Consider the following 22,787-nt stretch of genomic DNA (forward strand, 5'->3'; position numbering starts at 1 on the left):
GTTGACAGAAAAAGCCAGGCCGCCGGGGCTGGCACGCACCCGGCGGCATCGACGGCAGGCACGCCGGCCCGCCATCGTTCCGCATGGAGTCGCGCTCAGTGCGCGGCCGCCGTCGCCTTGCGGAGTTTCGCGACGTCCGCCGCCTGCACGGCCGGCGCGCCGTTGTTCCAGCCGGCGCGCATGAAGGTCAGCACGTCGGCGATCTGCTGGTCGTTCAACTGGTTCGAGAACGCCGGCATCGGATAAGCGGACGGCACGCCATCGATCACGAGCGTCTCGCTGCCGTTCAGCGTCACGTTGATCAGCGACGCGGCATCGCCTTCGAGCACGTTCGGATTGCCGGCGAGCGGCGCGAGCAGCGGCGCGTAGCCGCGCCCGTCCGCGCCGTGGCAATGCAGGCAGTAAGCGTTATACACCTTCGCGCCCGGATCGGCTGCCGGCCGGCCCAGCGCGACCTGCGTCGCCTTCGGATCGTAGCGGTACGGCGGCGCCCCCGTGCCGCCTGCCGCCGGCAGCGATTTCAGGTAACGGGAGATTGCCGCCAGATCGTCGTCCGTGAGGGCCTGCGTGCTGTGGTTGATCACGCTCACCATCGAACCGAACGCGGTCGCATGGCGGTTCGCGCCGGTCTTCAGGAACTGCGCGACCTCGGCCTCGTTCCAGCGGCCGAGCCCCGTGTTGGGCTCGCCGGTCAGGTTCGATGCGAACCAGTTGTCGATCGGCGCACCCGACAGGTACGCCGCGCCGCCTTCGTCGAGCGCCTTCTCCTGGAAGCCGACGCCGCGCGGCGTGTGGCACGATCCGCAGTGCCCGAGCCCCTGCACGAGGTACGCGCCGCGGTTCCACATCGCGTCCTTGGCCGGCTTGTCGGCGTAAGGCGTCGTGTCGAGGAACACCATGTTCCACAACGCGAGCGGCCAGCGCATGTTGAGCGGCCACGGGATGTCGGACGGCCGGTTCGCCTGCTTCACCGGTTCGACGCCGTGCATGAAGTACGCGTACAGCGCCTTGACGTCCTCGTCCTTCAGCTTCGCGTACGACGGATACGGCATCGCCGGATACAGGTTGTGACCGTCCTTCGCGACGCCCTTGCGCAGCGCGCCGGCGAACTCGGCTTCCGTATAGCCGCCGATGCCCGTTTCCGGATCGGGCGTGATGTTGGTCGTGTAGATCGCGCCCATCGGCGTGACCATCTTGAGGCCGCCGGCGAACGGCGTGCCGCGCGGCGCGGTGTGGCACGCGACGCAGTCGCCCGCTTTCGCGAGGTATGCGCCGCGCGCGACGAGCGCGCTGTCGGCCGGTGCCGTCTGCGCGGCCTGCGCGGCCGGGCCGGCCAGCATGGCGGACAGCGCGAGCAGCGATGCACGGAACGTATTCAGGGTGAGGTTTCGCATGATCGTCGCCTCCCCTCAAGCCGTCTTCAGCTGGTCGCCGACCGGCAGCTTGCGCAGCCGCTTGCCGGTCGCCGCGAAGATCGCGTTCGACAATGCCGCGGCCGTCGCGGCCGTGCCCGGTTCGCCGATCCCGCCCGGCGCTTCACCGCTTTTCACCAGATGCACCTCGATCGGCGGTGTCTCGTTGATCCGCAGCATCCGGTAATCGGTGAAATTGCTCTGCACGACACGGCCGTCCTCGATCGTGATCTCGCCGTACAGCGCGCCCGTGATCCCGAAAATGATGCCGCCCTGCACTTGTGCCTCGATCGTGTTCGGGTTGACGGACATGCCGCAATCGACCGCGCACACGACGCGCTTGACCTGCACCTCGCCGTTGTCCACCGCGACGTCGATGACGATCGAGAAGAAGCTGCCGAACGCGTGCATCACGGAGATGCCGCGGCCTTGCCCCGTCGGCAGCGACGGGCCCCAGCCGGCCGCCTTCGTCGCGACGTCGAGCACGTTGAGCGCGCGCGGCGTCTTGCCGAGCAGCGCGCGGCGGTATTGCACGGGGTCGGTCTTGGTCTGCGCGGCCAGTTCGTCGATGAAGCTCTCGACGACGAACGTGCTGCGCGTCGGCCCGACGCCGCGCCAGAACGCGGTCGGTACGTGGCGCGGCTCCTGCCGCACGTAGTCGATCAGCTGGTTCGGCAGGTCGTACGGCAGGTCGGTGGCCACCTCGACCGCGTCGGGATCGACGCCGTGCTGGAACGCGGGCGGCGCGAAGCGCGCGAGGATCGACGAGCCGACGATCCGGTGCTGCCACGCGATCGGCTTGCCGTTCGCGTCGAGGCCCGCCGAGATCCGGTCGTAGTAGTACGGGCGGTACATGTCGTGCTGGATGTCTTCCTCGCGCGTCCAGATCACCTTCACCGGCGCGTTGACCTGCTTCGCGATCTTGACTGCCTGGCCGATCATGTCCGTCTCTAGGCGCCGGCCGAAGCCGCCGCCGAGCAGGTGGTTGTGCACGACGATCTTCTCCGGCGGAAAGCTCGTGAGCTGCTGCACGGTGTCGACCGCCCGCGTCGGCACCTGGGTGCCGACCCAGATCTCGCAGCCGTCGGCGCGCACGTGCACCGTGCAGTTCACGGGCTCCATCGTCGCGTGTGCGAGGAGCGGCTGCTCGTACACGGCGTCGACGCGCGTCTTCGCATCCGCGAAACCCTTGCCGACGTCGCCGTCCTTGCGGGCGACGGCACCCTTGCCGTTCGCCGCGGCCTGCGCGAGATCGGCGACGATGTCCTTCGTCGATACCTTCGCGCCGGCGCCTTCGTTCCACTTCACGACCAGCGCCGATGCGCCGCGCTTCGCGGCCCAGGTGTGATCGCCGACGACCGCGACCGCGTTGTCCGCGCGCGCGACCTGGCGCACGCCCGGGATCTTCTTCGCGGCGGTATCGTCGATGCTCGCGACCGTGCCGCCGAACACCGGGCTGTTCACGATCACCGCGTACAGCATGCCGGGCAGCCGCACGTCGAGCCCGAACTGCGCGGTGCCGTCGACCTTCTCCGGCGAATCGAGCCGCTTCGCGGGCGTGCCGATCAGCTTGAAATCCGCCGGCTTCTTCAGCGCGACGTCCTTCGGCACCGGCAGCTTCGCCGCGGCGTCGGCGAGTTGGCCGTACGACGTGCGCCGGCCGCTCGGCGGATGCTGCACTTCGCCGTTCACCGCACGGCAGGATGCCGGATCGACGTTCCATTGCTTCGCGGCGGCCGCGACCAGCAGCGTGCGCGCGGTCGCGCCCGCGCGGCGCAGCGGCTCCCATGCGTAGCGTATCGACGTCGAGCCGCCGGTGAGCTGGCCGCCGAGCAGCGGATCGAGAAAGAGCTTCTCGTTCGGCGGCGCATGGTCGAGCGTCACGCTCGACAGCGGCACTTCGAGTTCCTCGGCGATCAGCATCGGCAGCGCCGTGTAGACGCCCTGCCCCATCTCGACTTTCGGCATCACCAGCGTGACCTTGCCGGCGCGGTCGATCTGCACGAACGCGTTCGGTGCGAACACGCCTGCGCGCGCGGTTTCATCGCCGTCGCCACCGATCACCGAACGGCGTGCATCGTCGCCTGCCGCCGGCAGGCTGAAGCCGAGCAGCAGGCCACCGCCCGCCGCCGCGCCCAGCGACATGCCGAGCTTGAGGAACGAACGGCGCGATACGCCCGCGCCGGCGGCTTGTCCAGCGACCTTGCCTGCTTCGATCAGTCCTCGGGACATGTCACGCCTCCTTCGCGGCTTGCTTCACGGCCGCGCGAATCCGGTTGTACGTGCCGCAGCGGCAGATGTTGCCGGCCATTGCCGCGTCGATGTCGGCGTCGCTCGGGTTCGGGTTCGATGCGATCAGCGCGGTGGCGGCCATCACCTGCCCCGACTGGCAATAGCCGCACTGGACGACGTCGAGCTCGCGCCACGCCTGCTGGACCTTGTGGCCGGCCGGCGTCGCGCCGACGGCTTCGATCGTCGTGATCTTGCGGCCCGCGACGGCCGCGACCGGCAGCACGCACGAGCGCGCGGCGACGCCGTCGAGATGCACGGTGCACGCGCCGCATTGCGCGATCCCGCAGCCGAATTTCGTGCCGGTGAGGCCGACGACGTCGCGCAGCACCCAGAGCAAGGGCATGTCGTCGGGGGCGTCGACCGTGCGGGTTTCGCCGTTGATGTTGAGGGTGACCATTCAGCCTCCGGGCCGGTGTATTGGGGAAACGACGCGCATCGCGCGCCGCGCGGGGTTTTCGATTTCGTCGCTGTCTTCGCCGTTGCCGGGCGAGACGGCTGCCGCGCGGCCCGGGTCGGGGCGGGCCGCGGCGTGGGTGCTGCGTTGTTACTCGGCCACGTCGATGCCGGACAGCACCTTGATGACCGGCGGCGCCGCGAACCAGTCGGCCGATTTCACGCGGAATTCGCCGAAATACGGGCTCGCGAGGTGTGCATCGAACGCAGCCTGGTCGTCGTAGATCTCGTACAGGTGCAGGTTGGGCGAACCGTCCTGCTCGCGGAACAGGTCGTAGCGCCGGTTGCCGGGCTCGGTGCGCGTCTTCGCGACCATGCTGCGCAGTTCGGCTTCGGCGGCCTCCGCATGTTCGGGTTTCAGGTACAGGGAAGCAATCACGTGAAGCGCCATCTTGTCACTCCTTTTGAATCGAAATCGAGCATGCCACAAGCCGGCGTCGCGCGACGCCAGCGTGCAACCGTCATGGTTTGCCGTGCCGCGGTATCAGGCCAGTTCGTCCGGACCCACGCGCACGACGACCTTGCCGAAGTTCTTGCCGGCCAGCAAGCCGATCAGCGCTTCCGGCGCGTCGGCCAGGTCGGGGACGACGTCCTCGAGCGCCTTCACCTTGCCCTGCGCGACCCATTCGCTCATCTCCTTCAGGAACGGTGCATAACCGGTCGCATAGTGGTCGAGGATGATGAAACCCTGCGCCCGGATGCGCTTGCGCAGGATCGTGCCCATCAGTGCCGGCACGCGATCACGGCCGGTCGACACCGCGGTGTCGTCGTATGCCGCGTCGTTGTAGTGCGCGATGATCCCGCACACCGGCACGCGCGCGTGATCGTTGAGCAGCGGCCACACCGCGTCGAACACGGCCCCGCCGACGTTCTCGAAATAGACGTCGATGCCGTTCGGGCATGCGTCCTTCAGCTTCGCGGCGAATGCCGGGTCGCGGTGATCGACGCACGCGTCGAAACCGAGCGTATCGGTCACGTATGCGCACTTGTCGGCGCCGCCCGCGACACCGATCACGCGGCAGCCCTTCAGCTTGGCGATCTGGCCGACCACCGCGCCGACCGCGCCGCTCGCCGCCGCGACGACGACGGTTTCGCCGGCCTTCGGCTCGCCGATTTTCAGCAGCCCCGTATAGGCGGTGAAGCCCGGCATGCCGAGCACGCCGAGTGCATACGACGGATGCGCGACGTCGCGGCCGAGCGGAATCAGGTCGCGGCCGTCGGACAGCGCATAGTCCTGCCATCCGGCGCCCGCGACCACGAGGTCACCTTCGCGGAACGCGGGCAGGTTCGACGAGACGACCTGGCTAACGGTGCCGCCGACCATCGGCTGGCCGAGTTGGGCCGGCGGCGCATAGGACGGCGCATCGCTCATCCGGCCGCGCATGTACGGGTCGAGCGACAACCAGACCGTGCGCAGCAGCACCTGGCCGGCACCGGGCGTCGGCACGGCACCGGATTCGGTGCGGAAGTTGCCCGGTGTCGGCGCGCCGACCGGGCGCGAATTCAGGACGATCTGGCGGTTTGCGGTCTTGCTTTGCGGCATGGGAGTCTCCGTCAACAGAAATGTGCGTGCTTCGTGGGCACGATTGGATCAGGGGTGGACCAGCGGAGATGCCCGCATGCGGCAACGTCGGCGATCGGGCCGTCGCGGCTGCGTGCGGGCGCTTGAAACAATCGGGAACAGCGTAACGCGGCGTGGCACGTTCGTCATGCGTGTTTGAGTAGACCAGTCGTCTAGATTCAGGGCAAAAACAAGGCGCGCCGATGCGCGCCCGGGTTACGACTGTGCTCCGCCATGCTCGGCCGGCGGCAGGTTCAGCATGCGCCGCGTTTCGACCATCGCCCTTTCGAGCGGCTTGCGGTCGCGGTGAATCTTTTCCAGCAGCGTCGCACCCAGCCACATCTCGTAGAGGATCGCGGCCGTGTGCGACGGATCGGCGATCCCGCTCAGCGAGCCGTCGGCCAGCCCGGCCTCGATGCCGCCCGCGAGCCGCTCGATGATCTGGCTCGTGCCCTGCCGCAGCACCGCGCGCATCGCTTCCGACAGATCCGACACTTCCGCGCCGAGCTTCACCGCGAGGCACTTGCCTTGCGGATCGTCCGCGCATTGCGTGTGCAGCCAGTTGCGCCAGTACGTCATCAGGCGCTCGGCGCCGGTGCCGGCCTGATGCTTGAGCAGGTTGTCGAGATGCGCGTGATAGCTGTCGAAATACGCTTCGAGCAGCGCTTCGCCGAATGCCTCTTTCGAGCCGAAGTAATGGTAGAACGAGCCCTTCGGGATGCCCGCCGCAGCGAGAATCTCGTTCAGGCCAACCGCCGAAAACCCCTTGTGGAGCATGATCGGCTTGGCGATATTCAGGATGTGCTGGCGGACTTCGGCGCCCGAAGATGCATTCATGGTGGCGTATGTTAGCAACGATTAGACCGGTCGTCTAGCGGCATCGGCCCGGCATGTTGAGCGGCACTTTACCCGATCCCCGGCGGGCACCCAAACGTTGCGGCGGCTTTCCTCGTTCCCGCCCGCGTTGCCGCGCGTGCGGCGTCACACGCACGACTCGGTTTCGTCGCAGGCGTTTCATCGGTCTCCCGCATAAATACGCGCGGCGCATGCGCCGGCTGGCTGCGCACTTTCCACCGGCATTGCACACGTGTGCAATGCGCCGGATCGTCGATGTAGCCTCCCCAAACCAGTGACCAGGAACGCCCATGACCGCTTCGAAACCCGAACGCCCGTCCGCGCCGAACCGCCGGCGCTTCATCCAGCGCGGCGCCGCGCTGACCCTGTCGCCGCTCGTCGGCACCCTGGCGGGCTGCGGCGGTGACGGCAGCCCGACTGCCGCGTCGTCGTTCGCCGCCGCCGCCGCGAATACCTCCACGCGCAGCTACGGCATCGCCGACCGCTCGATTACGATCAACGTGGTCAATGCGATTCCGTCGACGACGCTCGCATACGGCAATGCGGCGAGCCAGAGCGGCTCGCTGCCGCAGGCGTCGCAATCGACGATTGCGACCGGGCAATCGACGGCTGTCGGCGCGTCGAACAGCTGGGGCGATTGCACGGGATCGTTCGGCCTTGCCGGCGGCGACGCGTCGTTTGCGATCTCGTACACGCATCCGTTCGGGTCGCAGCCGACCACCGTCAGCGTCACGCCGTCGGCAGGTTACGTGTCGGGCGCCGACGCCGCGACGTTTCCCGGTCACGACTCGGTCGCGAATCTCACGCTGTATCGCGGCGTCGCCACCGCGAACGGTGCGTGGGTTGCCCCGCTCGCGCAACTGGCGACGCCGCCGGGCAACAACTGCCAGGATTTCGCGAACAGCATGTTCGGCAGCAACGTGCGCACCGCCGCGGCGATCCAGTCTGCGTACCAAAGCACGGGCTCGCTCGGCTACGTGCCGCCCGCCGACTTTACCGGCGGCCAGCTCGCGGGCTTCGTCGCGCAATGGGTGCAGCGCTGGCAGAACGGCTCGGCGTATGGCGTGCTGCCCGCTGCCGATGCGCAGCTGATCGATGCGTTGAAGCGGTATGTATCCGGCGCATCGAATGCCGGCCCGCTGACGATGTGGGTGCCGCAGATCGCGTGGCAGGCCGGAACCGATCCGGCGGTGTTCGCGCTGACGGGCTATCGCGCGTTTCCGTTCGTCGATGCGCAGGGCAACTGGATCGCCGGTACGCTCTCTGCGTTCCTGACGCTGCTCGCGGCCGGTTCGCACATCGTCGCGATCAGCGCGACGAGCGACCTGCCGGCAGGCGTCACGATGCAGGCGTTCGACAGCTTCATGGGTGCGAGCGGGCTGACGACGTCGACGGATATCGGCAACTCGCACTACGCGTCGGTCCTGAACACGACGGGTCGTTATTACCTGAGCGTCGGCAGCGATTTCGCGCCGGCGAACTGCGGGCTGATCCTGTCGTTCCTTTATGGGCGCACGGTGAACAACCTGCTCGCGGGCGCCGGCACGTACAACACGTTCATCCAGCTGGAAGGCTGGCAGGCCGGCGGTTCGCGGCACAACGCCGACTATGCGACGTATCAGCAGACGCTGTGGAACATCTCGACGTACGGCGCGTCCGCGTATAGCGAAAAGCGCGCGACGTCGATCTTCCTCGCGCCCGCCGGGTGGACGCCGCAGGTCTATCAGACGACGCGGATGATGCCGTACGTCGGCGCCTATGCGCAGTCGAACGGTACGCCGCAGGGCTGGTTGAACACGTCGCTCGTCACGATTCCGGCAGATGCGCCGGCGCTGCCGTCGCGGTATGTGTCGAGTTGAGCTGTTGCGGTGGGCGGGCGAGCGATCGCGCTGGTGGGATTCGGCTCTTGCCTGCTTGTTGCGGGATTAGGGCGTGCGCCGCCATCGGCTGATGCACGCTCGCGGCCGCGCCGTCAGCGCGGCACTTCGTCAGCACGCTTCCTCGTGCGCGCCCTTCGCTCATCCCGTTGCGCAGCCGGTGCCGCCTTGGCACCGCGCAGCGGCGCGCGGCGCACGAGCACCGTCATCTCGCGCCGCAGTGCATCGAGTTCCTTGCCGCGCGCCGCATCGGTCGCCTGCGCAGCGTCGAGCTGCCCCTGAAGCACGCCGCATCGATGCAGCGCGTCGCCCAGTTGTGCCTGCAGCGCGGCAACATCTTTCCGCTGCTGCGCATCGCGCTGCTCCGCGCGCGATGTCATCGCATCGAGCTCCTTTTGCAGTCGCGCGGCGGCGAGCCGCTCTCGATCGATCTCCTGGAGCGCCCGCTTCTCCGACGCACGCAAGCGTTCCTCGGCTCGCCCGGCATCGTCGCGCAGCCGGTCGAGCTGGGTGGTGAAATCCGCGCGGGCCTGCGCGAGTGCGCGGTCGCCCTCCGCGTTGTCGGCCGTCAGGCGCTCGATGTCCGCTTGCAGCGCTTGCCGCGATGCTTCGTCGGCGGCCCTCGCCTGCTCCAGTTCCTGAATGCGCACCTGCGCGGCCAGCAGCGCGGCCGTGCGTTGCTCCAGCGCGGTTTCGGTACGGGCCAGCTCAGCCTGCAGCGCAGCGACTTCTGCCTTCGCCGTCGTCCGCTCGGCTTCGACTTCCGCGCGCAATGCGTCGAGGGCGGTGGCCGCGTCGGCGCTCGACCGATTCCAGAGCGCCGCGACCAGTTCGCCGGCGGCGGCCTGCAGATCGGCCGGCAGGTCGGGATGCTCGATGCGGACGCGGCTCTTTTCCCGCAACTCGGCCCAGAACTCGCCGAGGACGGCTGTCGGTGTGCTCATGCTCCCCTTGCGGACGAGCTGGTACAGCCGGTTCGCGGTGGGCGTGATGCCGAAGCGGAAGAACAGCAGCGCGCAGGCTTCGCGATACAGCTCGCGGGTTTTCGGAAAGTCGGCCTTGAGGCGCTCGATTTCGGCGGTCAGGCGGGATTCGTCGGCGGCGAGATCGGACATGGCGGATTTCGGTGGAAATTTCGTAAATAATATAACGTAAACCGTTAAAAATCCAATTCATTACATCCTGTAATTTGACATTATTTCTATAATGTCGAGATCGATGCGTATCGACGCGGCGTGTGAAATGGCAGACGTCCGTTTGCCCCTCCTCCTGCATCGGCGCATGCCGGCTGCGCCGATACAACCACCCGTCATGAAAGTTGTCGTCGCACCCGATTCTTCATACGCTTAGGGATCACTCCTGCCGGGAGATCCGAAATGGTGGACGTCAGATTGAACGTGCCGTTGGTCGATCAGAGCGGCGTAAAGAAGACCAAGTCAGGATCCAGGGCACTGAAGAACGCGTGCTGGTATGCGGCGGCATGCATGGTTTCCTACTTCCACCGCCCCGGGCCGCGCCTGGGCATGCCGGAGTTATGGCGGGCGGATCAGGGGCTTCCCCCGTCGCGGATCCCCGACTTGTGCGCGGCCGAAGGGCTCGTGGCGCTCAATCAGCCGACGGCCATTACGCCCGAGTGGCTCGCGTCGGTTCTGACGGACTATGGCCCGATCTGGGCTGCGGGGCACTTCCTGGATCGGCCGGACCAGCCTGAAATCGGTCACGTGATCGTCATCACGGGCATCCAGCAACGCATCGTTCATTACAACGACCCGGAGGGGCCGCCCGCGCGCACGATGCTGCTGGGCACGCTCGACGCCGGACGGTGGAGACCCGACGGACTGCTGGTGAAGGGGCAGCACCGCTATTGATGGCCTTGGGGCGTCCATCCCCCGCCCGGCGGAAACGCCCCAGCAACCGCCTCGGAAAACCGTCAACGTTGCGGGATTGACCGCCGGTGCCCTGCCTTGCCGCGTCTTCGGCATCCACCCGGCACATCCGTGACGAAAACAGAAGAACGAGGAGCCCGCGTTGCGCCATAGCGGCTGCCGCTGTTTCGACGTCGCGGGTGAACCGGGCGACGCCGTGCACGTATCGACGGATTCGTCACCGACGCGCCGATGCCGGATCGTGCGCGACGCCGACGCCGGATCAGCGCGACGCCGACGCGGCGACTGCCGCCGGGGATGGGCGTCCGCGCTTCGCCGGATGCGTCTCCGGCATCCGCCAGTACACGAGCAGCGAAATCGCCGCGCACGCGGCGACGTACCAGAAGAACATCGTCTCGTTGCCGCTCGCCTTCAGCCGCAGCGCGACGAATTCGGTCGTGCCGCCGAGGATCGCCGTCGTCAGCGCGTAAGGCAGCCCGACCGCCAGCGCGCGGATCTGCGGCGGGAACAGCTCGGCCTTCACCAGCATGTGCACCGACGTGAAGCCGCTCAGCACGACCAGCCCCGCGAATACCAGCGCGAACGCGGCGAGCGGTTCGTGAACATGCCCGAGCGTCGTGAAGATCGGCACGGACAGCAGCGTGCCGCCGATCCCGAACCACAGCAGCACCGGCCGGCGGCCGACGCGGTCCGACACGAGGCCGAACAGCGGCTGCAGCGGCATGTACAGCAGCAGCGCGGCGGTGCAGATCCAGGTCGCCGTCTCCTTGTGCAGCCCGACCGAGTTGACGAGGTATTTCTGCATGTAGACCGTGTACGTGTAGAACGCCACGGTGCCGCCGACCGTGATGCCGATCGCGAGCAGCAGTTCGCGCCAGTGGGCTGCGAGATCGGCCGTCATGCGCGTCTTCGCCGCGCGCGCCCGGCTGGCGATGAACGCATCGCTCTCCACGACGTTGCGGCGCATGTAGAGCGCGAACAGCGCGAGCAAGCCGCCGACGAAGAACGGAATCCGCCAGCCCCAGCGCTCGAGGTCGTGCGTGCCGGCGAAGATGCGCTGCATCGCGAGCATCAGGCCGAGCGCGACGAGCTGGCCGGCGACCACGCTCACCTGCAGGAAGCCGACGTAGAAGCCGCGCCGGTTCGGCGGCGCGATCTCGCTCAGGTAGGTCGCACTGGTGCCGTATTCGCCGCCCATGCTGAGCCCCTGCAGCAGCCGCGCGGCGACCAGCAGCGCCGGCGCGAGCACGCCGATCGTCGCGTACCCGGGCGTGACGGCGATCAGCATCGATCCCGCGCACATCGCGAGCACCGACTTCGTCAGCGCGGCCTTGCGTCCGCGCCGGTCCGCGCAGACGCCGACGAGCCAGCTCCCTGCCGGCCGCGCGATGTACCCGACGGCCGCGATGGCCGCCGTGTTCATCAGTTGCACGGTCGGCCGGTCGGCCGGAAAGAATGCCGGCGCGAAGTAGATCGAGAAGATGCTGTACGCGAGAAAGTCGTACCACTCGATCAGGTTGCCGGCGAGCCCGCCGACGATCGAGCCGATGCGCGGCCGCTCGCCGGCCGCCCCGGTGGGGGAAATTGCCACGCTTGTCTCCTGTTCTTGTTCGTATGTGCCGGGCCGCCGCCGGGGTTGCCGGCCCCGCCCGTGCCGGCGGCTTAGGCGCGATCGGCACCGTAGCGGGCGTCGAGCGCGTCGAAGCGCGCCTTGTCGACGAGCCGCTGCCGTTCGGCGAACGGCGCGACGAGCGCGGGGTTTTCGTCGAGCCGGCCCGTGTCGCGCAATTCGGTCAGCGCGGCCTGCATCCCGTGCACGGCCCCCTGCAGCGCCGCATTCGCGTACAGCACGACGCCGTAACCGAGGCGCGCCAGGTCGTCGCGCGAGCGCGTCGGCGTCTTGCCGCCGATCACGATGTTGATGAGCTGCGGCGTGTCGAACAGCGCGGGCAGCCGCTCGACGTCCTCCGGCGTGTCCATCGCCTCGATGAACAGCACGTCCGCGCCGGCTTCCGCATAGCGGTGCGCGCGCTCGATCGCGTCGTCGATGCCATGGACGGCGGCCGCATCGGTACGCGCGACGATCAGCAGGTTCGGATCCACGCGCGCGTCGACGGCCGCCTTCAGCTTGCCGACCATCTCGCCGGCCGGAATCACTTCCTTGCCCGCGAAATGGCCGCATTTCTTCGGCAGCACCTGATCCTCGAGCTGGATCGCGTCGGCGCCGCTGCGCTCGAGCGTGCGCACGGTGTGCAGCACGTTCAGCGCATTGCCGAAACCGGTATCGGCATCGACCATCAGCGGCAGCTCCACCGCATCGCGCACGCGCGCGGTGTGCTCGGCCAGTTCGCCGAGGCCGACGAAGCCGAGATCGGGCAAGCCGAGCGACATGTTGGTGACGCCGGCGCCGGTCAGGTACAGCGCGCCGAAGCCGAGATCGGCCGCGACCCGGGCGCTGAGCGCGTTGAACGTGCCGGCGACGAGCAGCCCCTGGCGGGCGGCGATACTGCGCCGGAAACCGGCGCGACGAAGTGCAGTTTGATCGGACATGCAAGGCCTCATTGGTCGAAACGAAACAGGGTTCGCGGCGTATCGCGCAGCACGCGCATGCGCTCGCCGGGGTCGGGCAGCCAGCGCTCGAGCGCCGCATGCGCGGCGTCGAAATCGACGCGCTCGCGGTGCTGCGTGTGCGGCCAGTCGCTGCCCCACACCAGCCGCTCGGCGGTGAACGCGGTACGCAGCGCGCGCGCTGCGCCGAACGCGTCGATCGCGCCGTCGCCGGCCGCGCTGTTGCGATACGCGGCCGACAGCTTGACCCAGACGCGGCCGGTATCCGCGAGCAGCAGCAGGCGGCGGAAGCTGGGCGCGCGCTCGGCGAGCGCGGGCGACGGGCGGCCGAAATGGTCGATCACCAGCGTGCAGCACTGCGCGAGCAGCGGCGCGGTGATCGCATGCAGATCCTCGATGCCGCGATGGATCTCGACGTGCCAGCCGAGCGCGTTGATGCGGGCAAGCAGCGCACGCCAGGCGGGTGCGCCGAAATCCGGGATCGGCAACCCGACGAGGTTCAGCCGCATCCCGACCACGCCCGCCCGGTCGAGCGCGTCGAGATCGTTGTCCGAAATCGCCGGATCGACCACCGCGACGCCGCGGAAGCGGCGCGGGTAACGGCGCAGCACGTCGACGAAATACGTGTTGTCGGTGCCGAGGAAGCTCGGCTGCACCAGCACCGCATGCGTGATGCCGTGCGCGGCGAGGTGCGCGACGTACGCGTCGAGCGGCGCATCGTAGTCGGGCGCATGCCGGATCACGGGCGCGCGCGGCAGGCCGCGCGCGAACACGTGCGCATGCGCATCGACGGCGGCGACGGCGGGATCTCCGGCGTACCACGCGTCCACTGACGACGCGGCCGGAACCTGTTCGACGAGGTGATTCACGAGGCAATCCATGACAAGTCTGCAAGGGGCGCCCGGCCGCTGCGCCGGGCGATTCGATGGCGGGAAGCGGTGAAACCTACAACGACGCCTCGGCGCGCGGCTGGCCGGCGGCATCCGCGTCGCCGCCGGGCGCCGCGCCGGACAGCCGCCGGTTGCGCGTTTCGGGCAGGAACCACACCGCGATCACGACCAGCCCGTATGCGATGCCCGCGTCGATGCCGAGTGCCGTGCCGAGCGGCAGCGACTCGCCCATCCGCCCGACCAGCACCGGGAAGCCGGCCGACGCGATGCGGCCGAAGTTGTAGCAGAAGCCGACGCCGCGGCCGCGCACGTTGCGCGGGTAAAGCTCGTTGAAGAGCGTGCCGAGCGTCGCCGGGATGCCGGCCGAGAACAGGCCGAGCGGGAAACCGAGCAGCAGCATCGCGACGTCGTTCAGCGGCAGGAACACGTACAGGTTCACCATCACCGCGCAGCACGCGGCGAACAGCATCACGTTGCGGCGGCGGCCGATCCGGTCCTGCAGGTACGCGCTGACGAAGCAGCCGCAGATGAACGCGACGATCACGACCGCGAGATACGCGCCGGTGCCGAGCACCGACAGGTGCCGTTCGGTCTTCAGGTAGGTCGGCAGCCAGATCGTGATCGCGTGATAGCCGCCGTGCGCGCCGACGCCGATCAGCCCGCCGACGACGGTTGCGCGCACCACGGAGCGGTCGAAGATGCCGACCGTCGGCCCTTCGCCGGCGCCCGCCGTTGCCTGCGCGGTCGCGTCGACCGGCGTCGCGCGCGGCGGCTCCGGAATCGCGCGGCGGATATACAGCACCAGCAGCGCGGGCAGCGCGCCGATCGCGAACAGCACGCGCCAGGCCCATTCGGCCGGCAGCCAGGCGAACACCAGCATGTACAGCAGCACCGCGCCGCCCCAGCCGAAGCCCCAGGCACTCTGCACGATGCCCATCGCCTTGCCGCGATGGCGCGCGCCGACCGTTTCGGCGAGTAGCACCGCGCCGGCCGTCCATTCGCCGCCGAACCCGAGCCCCTGCAACGCCTTCAGCACCAGCAACTGCTCGAAGTTCTGCGCGAACGCGCTCAGGAACGTGAACAGCGAGAACCAGCACACGGTGATCTGCAGCGCGCGCACGCGCCCGTAGCGGTCGGCGATCATGCCGGCCAGCAGCCCGCCGAGCGCGCCCGCCACGAGCGTCGCGCCGCCGATCAGGCCGGCCTGCCCCTTGCCGATGCCCCAGGTCGTCAGCAGCGCGGGGATCACGAGACTGAACATCTGCGTGTCGAGCCCGTCGAGTGCCCAGCCGGCAAAGCAGCCGCGCAACGTGCGCCGTTCGGTCGTCGATAGCTCACGGGTCCAGTTCAATGCAGGTCTCCTCGTGTGGTCATGCCGGTGTCGTGCGCCGGATGGTGTGGCCCGATGAGCATCCTATGAAGCGCGGGGATAATTCGCTACCATGTTTTGAATAATTATTCATAACGTGAGCTTATGGAAATCAGGCACGTTCGCTACTTCCTCGCGATCGTCGATACGGGCAGCTTCACGCGCGCGGCCAGCGAGCTCGGCATTGCGCAGCCGGCGCTCAGCCAGGCACTGAACCGGATGGAGAAGGAGCTGGGTGTCCGGCTGTTCGACCGCTCGCGGCGCGGGGCCACACTGACGGCGGCCGGCCTCGCGATGGTCGACGACCTGCGCCTGAGCCTCGCGCGCCTCGACGCGGCCGCACACCGGGCCGGCGAGATCGGCGCGCAGCGCGCCGGGCGCCTGACGATCGGGTTCGTCAGCGCCGCGCTGTTCGACACGCTGCCGCGCGCGATCCGCGCGTTGCGCGAAAACACGCCCGACGTCGAACTCGTGATGCGCGAGATGAGCAATGCGGAGCAGGCGATCGCGCTCGAGCGCGGCGAGATCGACATCGGCCTGCTGCATACGCCGGTCGCGGTCAACGGCCGGATGCGCGAGCAGCTGATCCGGCGCGATCCGCTCGTCGCCGTGCTGCCGAAGGATTTCCGGCGCCAGCCCGACGGCACGGTCACGCTGCAGGATCTCGCCGGCACCGGGCTCGTCTGGTTTCCGCACGACCAGCTGCCGCTGATCCGCGCGGGCATCCTGAGCGCCTTCCGGCAGGCCGGACACCCGGTCGACATCGTGCTCGACGTGAACCGCACGCTGACCGTGATCTCGTGCGTCGCCGCCGGGTGCGGCGTGTCGCTGCTGCCGCGTTCGATTCATACGTTCGCGTTCGAAGGCGTCGCCTACAGCACCATCCGCGATGGCGGCGCGCTGCCGCTGTTCGAACTCAGCGCGATCTGGCCCGCGCGGTCGCGCCCGACGCTCGCGGATCGCTTCGCCGCGCTGCTGCCGTCGGCGGACGTGCAGCGCTGACCGGCCGCGCCGCATCCGGCGTTGTCACCGATCTGCCACCGTCGCCCGGTAGCGTTCGGGTCTGACCCACGCTTTCGACAGACGAATCCGCCATGCAGCGCACGTCGCGCGCCACGCCCCACGTTTATGCGGCCACGTCCCGTGCCCTCGCCGCCAGCCTTGCGATCAACCTGCTGCTGCTCGTCGTCGAGACGGTCGCGGCATGGTCCGCGCATTCGTCGGGGTTGCTCGCGGACGTCGCGCACGCGGCGATCGATCTCGCAGCCGATGCGCTGATCCTCGTTGCATGCCGGCTCGACGCGCGCCTGCCGCCGGAACGGCGCCCGACCTGCGAGCCGCTTGCGCTCGCGAGCCTCGGCGCATTGCTCGTGGCGACCGGCGCGCAGATGATCTGGCACGCGACGAACCGGTTCGCTGCGCCGCCCGTCGTACAGCCGGGCATGACGACGCTCGCGCTCGTTGCCGTCACGCTCGCCGGCAAGGCCGCGCTGTCGCACTGGATGCTGCGCAAGGCACGCGAGACGGGCTCCGCGCTGCTCGAGGCGAGCGGCTGGCATGTCCGGACCGATGCGCTGGCGTCACTGCTGGCGGCGCTCGCGATGGGCGCGGCACGGGTCGGCTTCGGCCGTCTCGACGATCTGGCCGCGCTCGCGATCGGCGCGCTCGTGATCCGCACGGGCGCCGGTTTCATCCGGCGCGGCTGCGCGCAGTGGCCGGCGCTGGCGTCGTGGGCGGGTCGTTCCACGCGCGGGTCGTGAACGTGCCCGGCAGCGCCGGCGTCGGGCATCCGGTCTCCGCGAGCGGCTGCGCTGAATGAAGGAGCGGCTCGCGCGAATGCGAGCCGCTTTCGCATGATGTCGTCGCCAAGGCGTGGCACGTGGCGCGTGACGCGTCGATCGTTGCCGATGTATCGCCGGACGAATGCGGCCGGTTCCGATGAATCGGCGTCGGTGTCGCTTACCCGAGCGGCACGACGCTCCCGAGCAGAATCCGCACGAGCGTCGCCTGGCGCGTGACGCCCGTCTTCGAGAAGATCGCGCGCAGGTGCGTGCGCGCGGTGTTCTTGCTGATCCCCGATTCCTCCGCGGCCTCCTCGAGCGTCAGCCCGTTCGTCAGCAGCAGCGCGAGCGACGTCTCGGCCGGCGTCAGGTCGAACAGCTTGCGGATGATTTCCTGCGCACCCTGCGGCTTGCGGTCGGGGTCGCGCAGGAACAGCGTGACGGCCGGCCGCCGCTTGTTGTCCTCCGACCAGTCGGACAGCAGCACCGTGCGCACCAGCAGCCCGAGGCGCGGCTTGTCGAAGCTGCGCGTGATCGGCATCGCCTCGACGGTCGCCGCGGCCGTGCCGTGGTGCCCCATCACCGCGTGGCGGATCAGCCGCTTGAGCGTGCGGTTCTCCTGCGCGTCGGTCGCCTCGATCGTGCCGCGCGCAATCGTCAGACCGTTGTTCTGCTTCAGGATCTCGTCGGCGACGCTGTTCATGTCGATGATCGTGCCGTTCTCGTCGAGCGTGATCGTGCCGATCTGCATCCGGTTGATCGCGTTCGCGTAGATCGAGCGCTCGACCTCGGCCGTGTCGAGCCGCGAATGCAGCTCGACCGCACGCTTCAGGTGCGGCAGCAGCAACGCGCAGATCGCCTTGTCGCGCGCGGAGAACTGCTTCGACGCATGGTTGCGGCATACGCGGAACCGGCACTCGACGCCCGACGGTGTGCGCAGGTCTGCGCCGAGGATGTAGCGCACGTCCTGAGGCTTCAGGAACTGCTTGTACAGTTCGCTCGACAGCCAGCCCGTGTCGCCGAACACATCGTCGACCGTGACCACGCGATCGGCCGGCAGGCCGACGAACGGATCGAGTGAATAGTAGTAGTTGTTGTACGACGCTTCGCCGTCACCCGGCACGACCGGGCCGTATTCCGATGCGTGCACGGACAGCGGCGCGCGGCGGTCGCTCGCGGCCGCACGCAGGATCAGCGTCACGTAGTTGGCCTGCAGCAACCGGCGAACCAGCTCGAGCGCGCCCGCCCACGGCGGCGTTTCCAGCGGGCCCTGGTAGATGCGCGCCATCAGCTCGCTGAAATCCGCGACGCCGATGTCGGCTTCGTCACTGGTTGCCTGGCTCTCTTGCGGAGCCCATCTCGTCTCCATCAGCACGCTCCATCCTCCATACGACATGTTTCCGACGCGACCCAACCGCGCCGCCATGATTAAGACGCGTCTAAATTCCGGCGTCATCGGGAGATTCACTGAATGGTGAGAATTGGCCATCCGGGCGAACCAACCATCGTCCGATCGGATGATGTGGCGCCCTGCCCGCTACGCTGGAATGCCCGTCAGGCCGTGCCGGCAAGCGTCCGGCGCGGACTCAGGGAAAACCGCGACACGGGTTTACCTGATTCAAACCGCATCCGATTCAGACAGGAGTCCCCATGCCGCTCGACCCACAGGCGCAGGCGCTGCTCGCCGCGTTCGCCCAGGCACCCGCGATCGATTTCGCGCAGCTCACCGTTCCCGCGTATCGCGCGAGTCTCGCCGCCGGTGGCGCATTCGCCCCGGGCGAAGCCGTCGCCGCCGAAGAGGACTGGCAGATTCCCGCATCGGGCCGTCAGTTGTCCGCACGGCTGTATCGGCCCGCTGCCGACGGGCCGTTGCCGCTCACGGTGTTCTTCCACGGCGGCGGCTTCGTCGCGTGCGGCATCGATTCGCACGCGAACCTGTGCCGCAGCCTCGCGGCCCGTGCGCGCACGCTCGTGCTGTCGGTCGACTACCGGCTCGCGCCCGAGGCGCGTTTCCCGGCCGCCGCGCACGACGCATGCGACGCCGTGCGGTGGGCCGCCGCCAGCGCGCGCGATCTCGGCGCATGCGCCGGCGCGCTGGCGGTTGCCGGCGACAGCGCCGGCGGCAATCTTGCGGCGGTCGCCGCACTGCAGTTGCGCGGGTCGGGCGTCGCAATCGCGCACCAGTTGCTGCTGTATCCGGTCGTCGATTGCGCGACCGAGCATCCGTCGTACGAAACGCTCGGCAACGGCTATTTCCTGACGGCGGACATGATGCGCTGGTTCAAGCGCCACTATTTCGACGACGGCGCCGATCGCGCGTCGCCGCTTGCAAGCCCGCTCGCCGCGCCGGACGTCGCGGGCGCGCCGCCGGCGACGATCGTCAGCGCCGAATTCGATCCGCTGCGCGACGAGGCCGAAGCGTATGCGCTGCGTCTCGCACAGGCCGGCACGCCGGTGACCGTCGTGCGCTGGCCGGGCCAGCTTCACGGTTTCGCCAGCATGCTCGGCGCGATCGATGCGGCCGACCGCGTGCTGACCTTCGGCGCCGACGCGCTGCGCCGCGCGTTCGACGCGACGGAGGCGCCATGAGCGTCGCCGGCACGCTGGAGATCGTCGACGAGTTGCGTGCGGGCCGGATGGTCCTGCTCGTCGACGAAGAGGATCGCGAGAACGAAGGCGATCTCGTGATCGCGGCCGATCACGTGACGCCGGAAGCGATCAATTTCATGGCGCGCTTCGGGCGCGGGCTGATCTGCCTGACGCTGACCGCCGAGCGCTGCGAGCAGTTGCGCCTGCCGCCGATGGCCGATCACAACGGTACGCCGTTCGGCACCGCGTTCACCGTCAGCATCGAGGCGGCCGAAGGCGTGACGACCGGCATTTCGGCGGCCGATCGCGCGCATACGATTCGCGCGGCGGTGCGGGCGGGCGCCCGCCCCGACGATCTCGTCCAGCCGGGCCACGTGTTCCCGATCGCCGCACGCCCGGGCGGCGTGCTCGTGCGCGCGGGGCACACCGAGGCCGGCTGCGATCTCGCGGCGCTCGCGGGGCTCACGCCCGCATCGGTAATCTGCGAGGTGATGAACGACGACGGCACGATGGCGCGGCTGCCCGAGCTGAAGGCGTTCGCCGCGCATCACGGGCTGAAGATCGGCACGATTGCCGACCTGATCCATTACCGGCGCGAACACGAATCGCTCGTCGAACGCGTCGGCGAGCGGCCGCTGCATACGCCGTGGGGACGATTCCGTGCGATCGAGTATCGCGACACCGTGCACGGCGCGCCGCATCTCGCGCTCGTGCGCGGCGAGCCCGATCCGTCGACGCCGGTGCTGACGCGCGTGCACGAATGCCATTCGCTGCTCGACCTGCTCGATGCGGAGCCGTCCGCGCATTCGTGGCCGCTGCATGCCGCGCTGCAACGGATCGACGCGGCCGGCTGCGGGGTCGCGGTGCTGCTCGACTGCGACATGCGCGGCGACGCGATGCGGATGCCGGCCGGCCATGCGCGGCGCGACGGACGCGTGACGGGAATCGGCTCGCAGATCCTGCGCGAGCTCGGCGTGCGGCGGCTGAACGTGCTGTCGAGCCCGTTCCGGTTGCCCGCGCTGTCGGGACACGACCTGGAGATCATGGCGTTCATTCCGCTCGGCGACGACGATCCGGAAAGCGTGCGAAGCGCGCATGCGAACCCGCTGCGGGCGGCGTGACGCGTTGCCGCGTTGACGCGGGATGGTCGGCGGGTCACCCGCTTGACAGGCTATCGTTTGTTTTTGTTGGATACAGTCTTTGGTTTGTATTTTGACAATACATGCTGTAGATTGTATTTTCCGATTACAAACGATCGCCTGTCATTCCGCGGAGCGCCCGATGGCCTTTCCTGTCCAGACCCTGACCCAGCTGCGTCCGATACTCGTCGGCTTCCGGAAATCCGCGGGGCTCACGCAGGCGCAATTGGCCGCCCGCCTGGGCGTCACGCAGCAATCCTACGCGCAGCTCGAAGCCAACCCGTCGGCGGTCAGCATCGAGCGGCTCTTCAAGGTGCTGAACACGCTCGGCGTGCGCATGACGCTCGCGCTGGGCACGCAGGACGCTTCGGTGGCATCGGCCGATCCTGAGCCCGATGCCGATGCCGATGCCGATGCCGCGCCGGCGGTTCGCCAACCCGCCGCGAGCAAACGCAAGCCGGATGCGGCGCGCGGCACCACGGCCGCCAAGAAACCAGCCCGGCCTGCGGCCGGCGCCGCGCGCAAGCGGCCCGCGACGGCGACACCCGGCAAGCCACGGGTTTCGAAGCGGGAGGACTGGTGACGATGGCCACGCGTGCCCGTCACGACCGGCTCGACCTGTGGATGAACGGCATTCCGGTGGGCTACTGGGAAGTCCGGCGCGGCGTCGAGCGTCTCGTCTACCTGCCGGCCTGGCTCGACGATCCACAGGGGCGGCCGCTGTCGCTGTCGCTGCCCTTCACGCCCGGCAACCAGCCGCACCAGGGCGCGATCGTCGCCGACTATTTCGACAACCTGCTGCCGGACAGCGAGCCGATCCGCCGCCGCATCGCGCAGCGTTACCGGCTCCGGTCGACGGCGCCGTTCGAGCTGCTCGCGTCGATCGGCCGCGATTGCGTCGGCGCGATCCAGATGCTGCCGCCCGGCGAAACGCCCATCGATCTCGAGACGATCGACGGCGTGACGCTCGACGATACGGCCGTCGCCGAGGCGCTGCGCCACGCGACCGCCGCGCCGCTGCCCGGCCATGCGGAGCCGGAAGGCGACCTGCGCCTGTCGATTGCCGGCGCGCAGGAAAAGACGGCATTGCTGCGCCAGGGAAACCGCTGGCTGCGGCCGTCGGGCAGCACGCCGACGACGCACATCTTCAAGCTGCCGCTCGGGCGTGTCGGAAACATGCAGGCCGACATGCGGACCTCCGTCGAAAACGAATGGCTGTGCGCGAAGCTCGTCGCCGCGTACGGCTTGCCGGTCGCGGCGTGCGACATCGGCCGGTTCGACGACCAGAAGGCGTTGATCGTCGAGCGCTTCGACCGGCGTGCTTCGCGCGACCGCACGTGGATCCTGCGGTTGCCGCAGGAGGACATGTGCCAGGCGACCGGCACGCCGTCGGGCGCGAAATACGAATCCGACGGCGGCCCGGGCATCGACACGATCATGGGCATCCTCGCCAATTCGGCCGACGCCGCGCCCGACCGGATGAATTTCTTCGTCGCGCAGCTCGTGTTCTGGGTGCTGGCGGCGATCGACGGGCATGCGAAGAACTTCAGCATCGCGCACCTGCCCGGCAACACGTACCGCAGCACGCCACTGTACGATGTGCTGTCCGCGCATCCGATCATCGGTACGCGCCGCAACCAGCTTCCGCCGCGCCGCGCGCGGCTCGCGATGGCCGTGTGCGGGAAGAACCGGCACTACGTGATCGGCGAGATCCAGCCGCGCCACTGGGTCGCGCAGGGCCGGCGCGTCGGCCTGACCGAAGACGACGTGCACGCCGCGATGGCGGCCGTCGTCGCTCGCACGGAGCCTGCGATCGCGGAAGCCGCGGCGCAGATCCCGGCGGAATTTCCGATGGACGTCGCGGATGCGATCTTCGACGGGATGCGTCGTCAGGTCCGCAAGCTCAAGGCAGGCGATCTCGCGTGACGGATCGACGGGAGACGGTCGGGTTCGCGGCGGGCTTTGGCTTCCGGTGGCGCGCTTCGATGTACTGAATCGGGCGCCCGCCCGGAACGGATTGTGCCGGGCTCGTCCACCCGGACGATGCGCGCCCGCGCCACCGCCGCACAATGGTCGCCGTGCCCAATCCCGCCCCCGCCCCCTCATGGAATCCGC

General features: G+C 68.8%; 20 protein-coding genes. 8 read left to right on the forward strand and 12 right to left on the reverse strand.

Features of this window, described 5'->3' with window-relative positions:
• Nucleotides 1-95: 95 nt before the first annotated feature.
• The 6 genes from VK92_RS37815 to VK92_RS37840 form a co-directional block, all read right to left on the reverse strand.
• A complete protein-coding gene (locus VK92_RS37815; protein ID WP_048024682.1) occupies nucleotides 96-1,394 on the reverse strand; it encodes a c-type cytochrome in 1,299 nt (432 codons plus the stop codon).
• 15 nt (nucleotides 1,395-1,409) lie between these two features.
• Complete coding sequence (locus tag VK92_RS37820; protein WP_048024684.1) at nucleotides 1,410-3,644, reverse strand: xanthine dehydrogenase family protein molybdopterin-binding subunit; 2,235 nt, start codon at nucleotides 3,642-3,644, stop codon at nucleotides 1,410-1,412.
• Between the two features lies 1 nt (nucleotide 3,645).
• Nucleotides 3,646-4,101 (reverse strand): (2Fe-2S)-binding protein, encoded by a 456-nt coding sequence (locus tag VK92_RS37825; RefSeq protein WP_021162722.1) that lies wholly within the window; start codon nucleotides 4,099-4,101, stop codon nucleotides 3,646-3,648.
• Nucleotides 4,102-4,248: 147 nt separating this feature from the next.
• On the reverse strand, nucleotides 4,249-4,548 hold the full coding sequence (locus VK92_RS37830) for a putative quinol monooxygenase (RefSeq protein ID WP_021162723.1): 300 nt from the start codon (nucleotides 4,546-4,548) through the stop codon (nucleotides 4,249-4,251).
• Between the two features lie 93 nt (nucleotides 4,549-4,641).
• Nucleotides 4,642-5,700, reverse strand: coding sequence for an NADP-dependent oxidoreductase (locus VK92_RS37835; protein WP_048024686.1), 1,059 nt, complete (start codon nucleotides 5,698-5,700; stop codon nucleotides 4,642-4,644).
• 234 nt (nucleotides 5,701-5,934) lie between these two features.
• Entirely contained in the window at nucleotides 5,935-6,555 is a 621-nt protein-coding gene (locus VK92_RS37840) for a TetR/AcrR family transcriptional regulator (protein WP_021162725.1), read from the reverse strand.
• Nucleotides 6,556-6,863: 308 nt separating this feature from the next.
• Here VK92_RS37840 and VK92_RS37845 point away from each other — a divergent pair, with 308 nt between their 5' ends.
• Nucleotides 6,864-8,432: a hypothetical protein gene (locus tag VK92_RS37845; RefSeq protein WP_048024688.1), complete on the forward strand. Its 1,569-nt coding sequence runs from the start codon at nucleotides 6,864-6,866 to the stop codon at nucleotides 8,430-8,432.
• Nucleotides 8,433-8,545: 113 nt separating this feature from the next.
• On the opposite strand, the gene VK92_RS37850 is transcribed toward VK92_RS37845, so the two are convergent.
• Nucleotides 8,546-9,565, reverse strand: coding sequence for a DNA-binding protein (locus VK92_RS37850; RefSeq protein WP_048024690.1), 1,020 nt, complete (start codon nucleotides 9,563-9,565; stop codon nucleotides 8,546-8,548).
• 261 nt (nucleotides 9,566-9,826) lie between these two features.
• Between VK92_RS37850 and VK92_RS37855 the strand changes: the two genes are divergently transcribed.
• Nucleotides 9,827-10,318, forward strand: a complete 492-nt coding sequence (locus VK92_RS37855) for a papain-like cysteine protease family protein (protein ID WP_048024691.1) — start codon at nucleotides 9,827-9,829, stop codon at nucleotides 10,316-10,318.
• Between the two features lie 280 nt (nucleotides 10,319-10,598).
• Here the strand turns inward: VK92_RS37855 and VK92_RS37860 are convergent, their stop codons facing one another.
• The 4 genes from VK92_RS37860 to VK92_RS37875 form a co-directional block, all read right to left on the reverse strand.
• Nucleotides 10,599-11,927: an MFS transporter gene (locus tag VK92_RS37860; protein WP_048024692.1), complete on the reverse strand. Its 1,329-nt coding sequence runs from the start codon at nucleotides 11,925-11,927 to the stop codon at nucleotides 10,599-10,601.
• Nucleotides 11,928-11,998: 71 nt separating this feature from the next.
• Nucleotides 11,999-12,886, reverse strand: coding sequence for an isocitrate lyase/PEP mutase family protein (locus VK92_RS37865; RefSeq protein WP_048024693.1), 888 nt, complete (start codon nucleotides 12,884-12,886; stop codon nucleotides 11,999-12,001).
• An 8-nt stretch (nucleotides 12,887-12,894) separates the two neighbouring features.
• On the reverse strand, nucleotides 12,895-13,785 hold the full coding sequence (locus VK92_RS37870) for an amidohydrolase family protein (protein WP_048024694.1): 891 nt from the start codon (nucleotides 13,783-13,785) through the stop codon (nucleotides 12,895-12,897).
• Nucleotides 13,786-13,849: 64 nt separating this feature from the next.
• A complete protein-coding gene (locus VK92_RS37875) occupies nucleotides 13,850-15,145 on the reverse strand; it encodes an MFS transporter (protein ID WP_048024695.1) in 1,296 nt (431 codons plus the stop codon).
• 123 nt (nucleotides 15,146-15,268) lie between these two features.
• On the opposite strand from VK92_RS37875, the gene VK92_RS37880 reads away from it, so the two are divergent.
• Nucleotides 15,269-16,165, forward strand: a complete 897-nt coding sequence (locus VK92_RS37880; RefSeq protein WP_048024697.1) for a LysR family transcriptional regulator — start codon at nucleotides 15,269-15,271, stop codon at nucleotides 16,163-16,165.
• A gap of 92 nt (nucleotides 16,166-16,257) precedes the next feature.
• A complete protein-coding gene (locus VK92_RS37885; RefSeq protein WP_048024699.1) occupies nucleotides 16,258-16,923 on the forward strand; it encodes a cation diffusion facilitator family transporter in 666 nt (221 codons plus the stop codon).
• A 199-nt stretch (nucleotides 16,924-17,122) separates the two neighbouring features.
• Here VK92_RS37885 and VK92_RS37890 read toward each other — a convergent pair whose 3' ends face one another.
• On the reverse strand, nucleotides 17,123-18,313 hold the full coding sequence (locus tag VK92_RS37890) for a helix-turn-helix transcriptional regulator (protein WP_021162732.1): 1,191 nt from the start codon (nucleotides 18,311-18,313) through the stop codon (nucleotides 17,123-17,125).
• Nucleotides 18,314-18,594: 281 nt separating this feature from the next.
• Here VK92_RS37890 and VK92_RS37895 point away from each other — a divergent pair, with 281 nt between their 5' ends.
• The 4 genes from VK92_RS37895 (at nucleotide 18,595) to VK92_RS37910 (ending at nucleotide 22,598) form a co-directional block, all read left to right on the forward strand.
• Nucleotides 18,595-19,533 carry an alpha/beta hydrolase gene (locus tag VK92_RS37895; RefSeq protein ID WP_048024700.1) on the forward strand — a complete coding sequence of 313 codons (939 nt, stop codon included), beginning with the start codon at nucleotides 18,595-18,597 and terminating at the stop codon, nucleotides 19,531-19,533.
• A complete protein-coding gene (gene ribBA, locus VK92_RS37900) occupies nucleotides 19,530-20,654 on the forward strand; it encodes a bifunctional 3,4-dihydroxy-2-butanone-4-phosphate synthase/GTP cyclohydrolase II (RefSeq protein ID WP_048024702.1) in 1,125 nt (374 codons plus the stop codon). Before VK92_RS37895 ends, ribBA begins: the two co-directional genes overlap by 4 nt.
• Before the next feature lie 160 nt (nucleotides 20,655-20,814).
• Nucleotides 20,815-21,255, forward strand: coding sequence for a helix-turn-helix domain-containing protein (locus VK92_RS37905; protein WP_048024704.1), 441 nt, complete (start codon nucleotides 20,815-20,817; stop codon nucleotides 21,253-21,255).
• A 2-nt stretch (nucleotides 21,256-21,257) separates the two neighbouring features.
• Complete coding sequence (locus VK92_RS37910; protein ID WP_048028891.1) at nucleotides 21,258-22,598, forward strand: type II toxin-antitoxin system HipA family toxin; 1,341 nt, start codon at nucleotides 21,258-21,260, stop codon at nucleotides 22,596-22,598.
• Nucleotides 22,599-22,787: the final 189 nt, after the last annotated feature.

It is taken from the genome of Burkholderia sp. LK4 (assembly GCF_001043615.1).
Classification (GTDB): Bacteria; Pseudomonadota; Gammaproteobacteria; order Burkholderiales; family Burkholderiaceae; genus Burkholderia; species Burkholderia cepacia.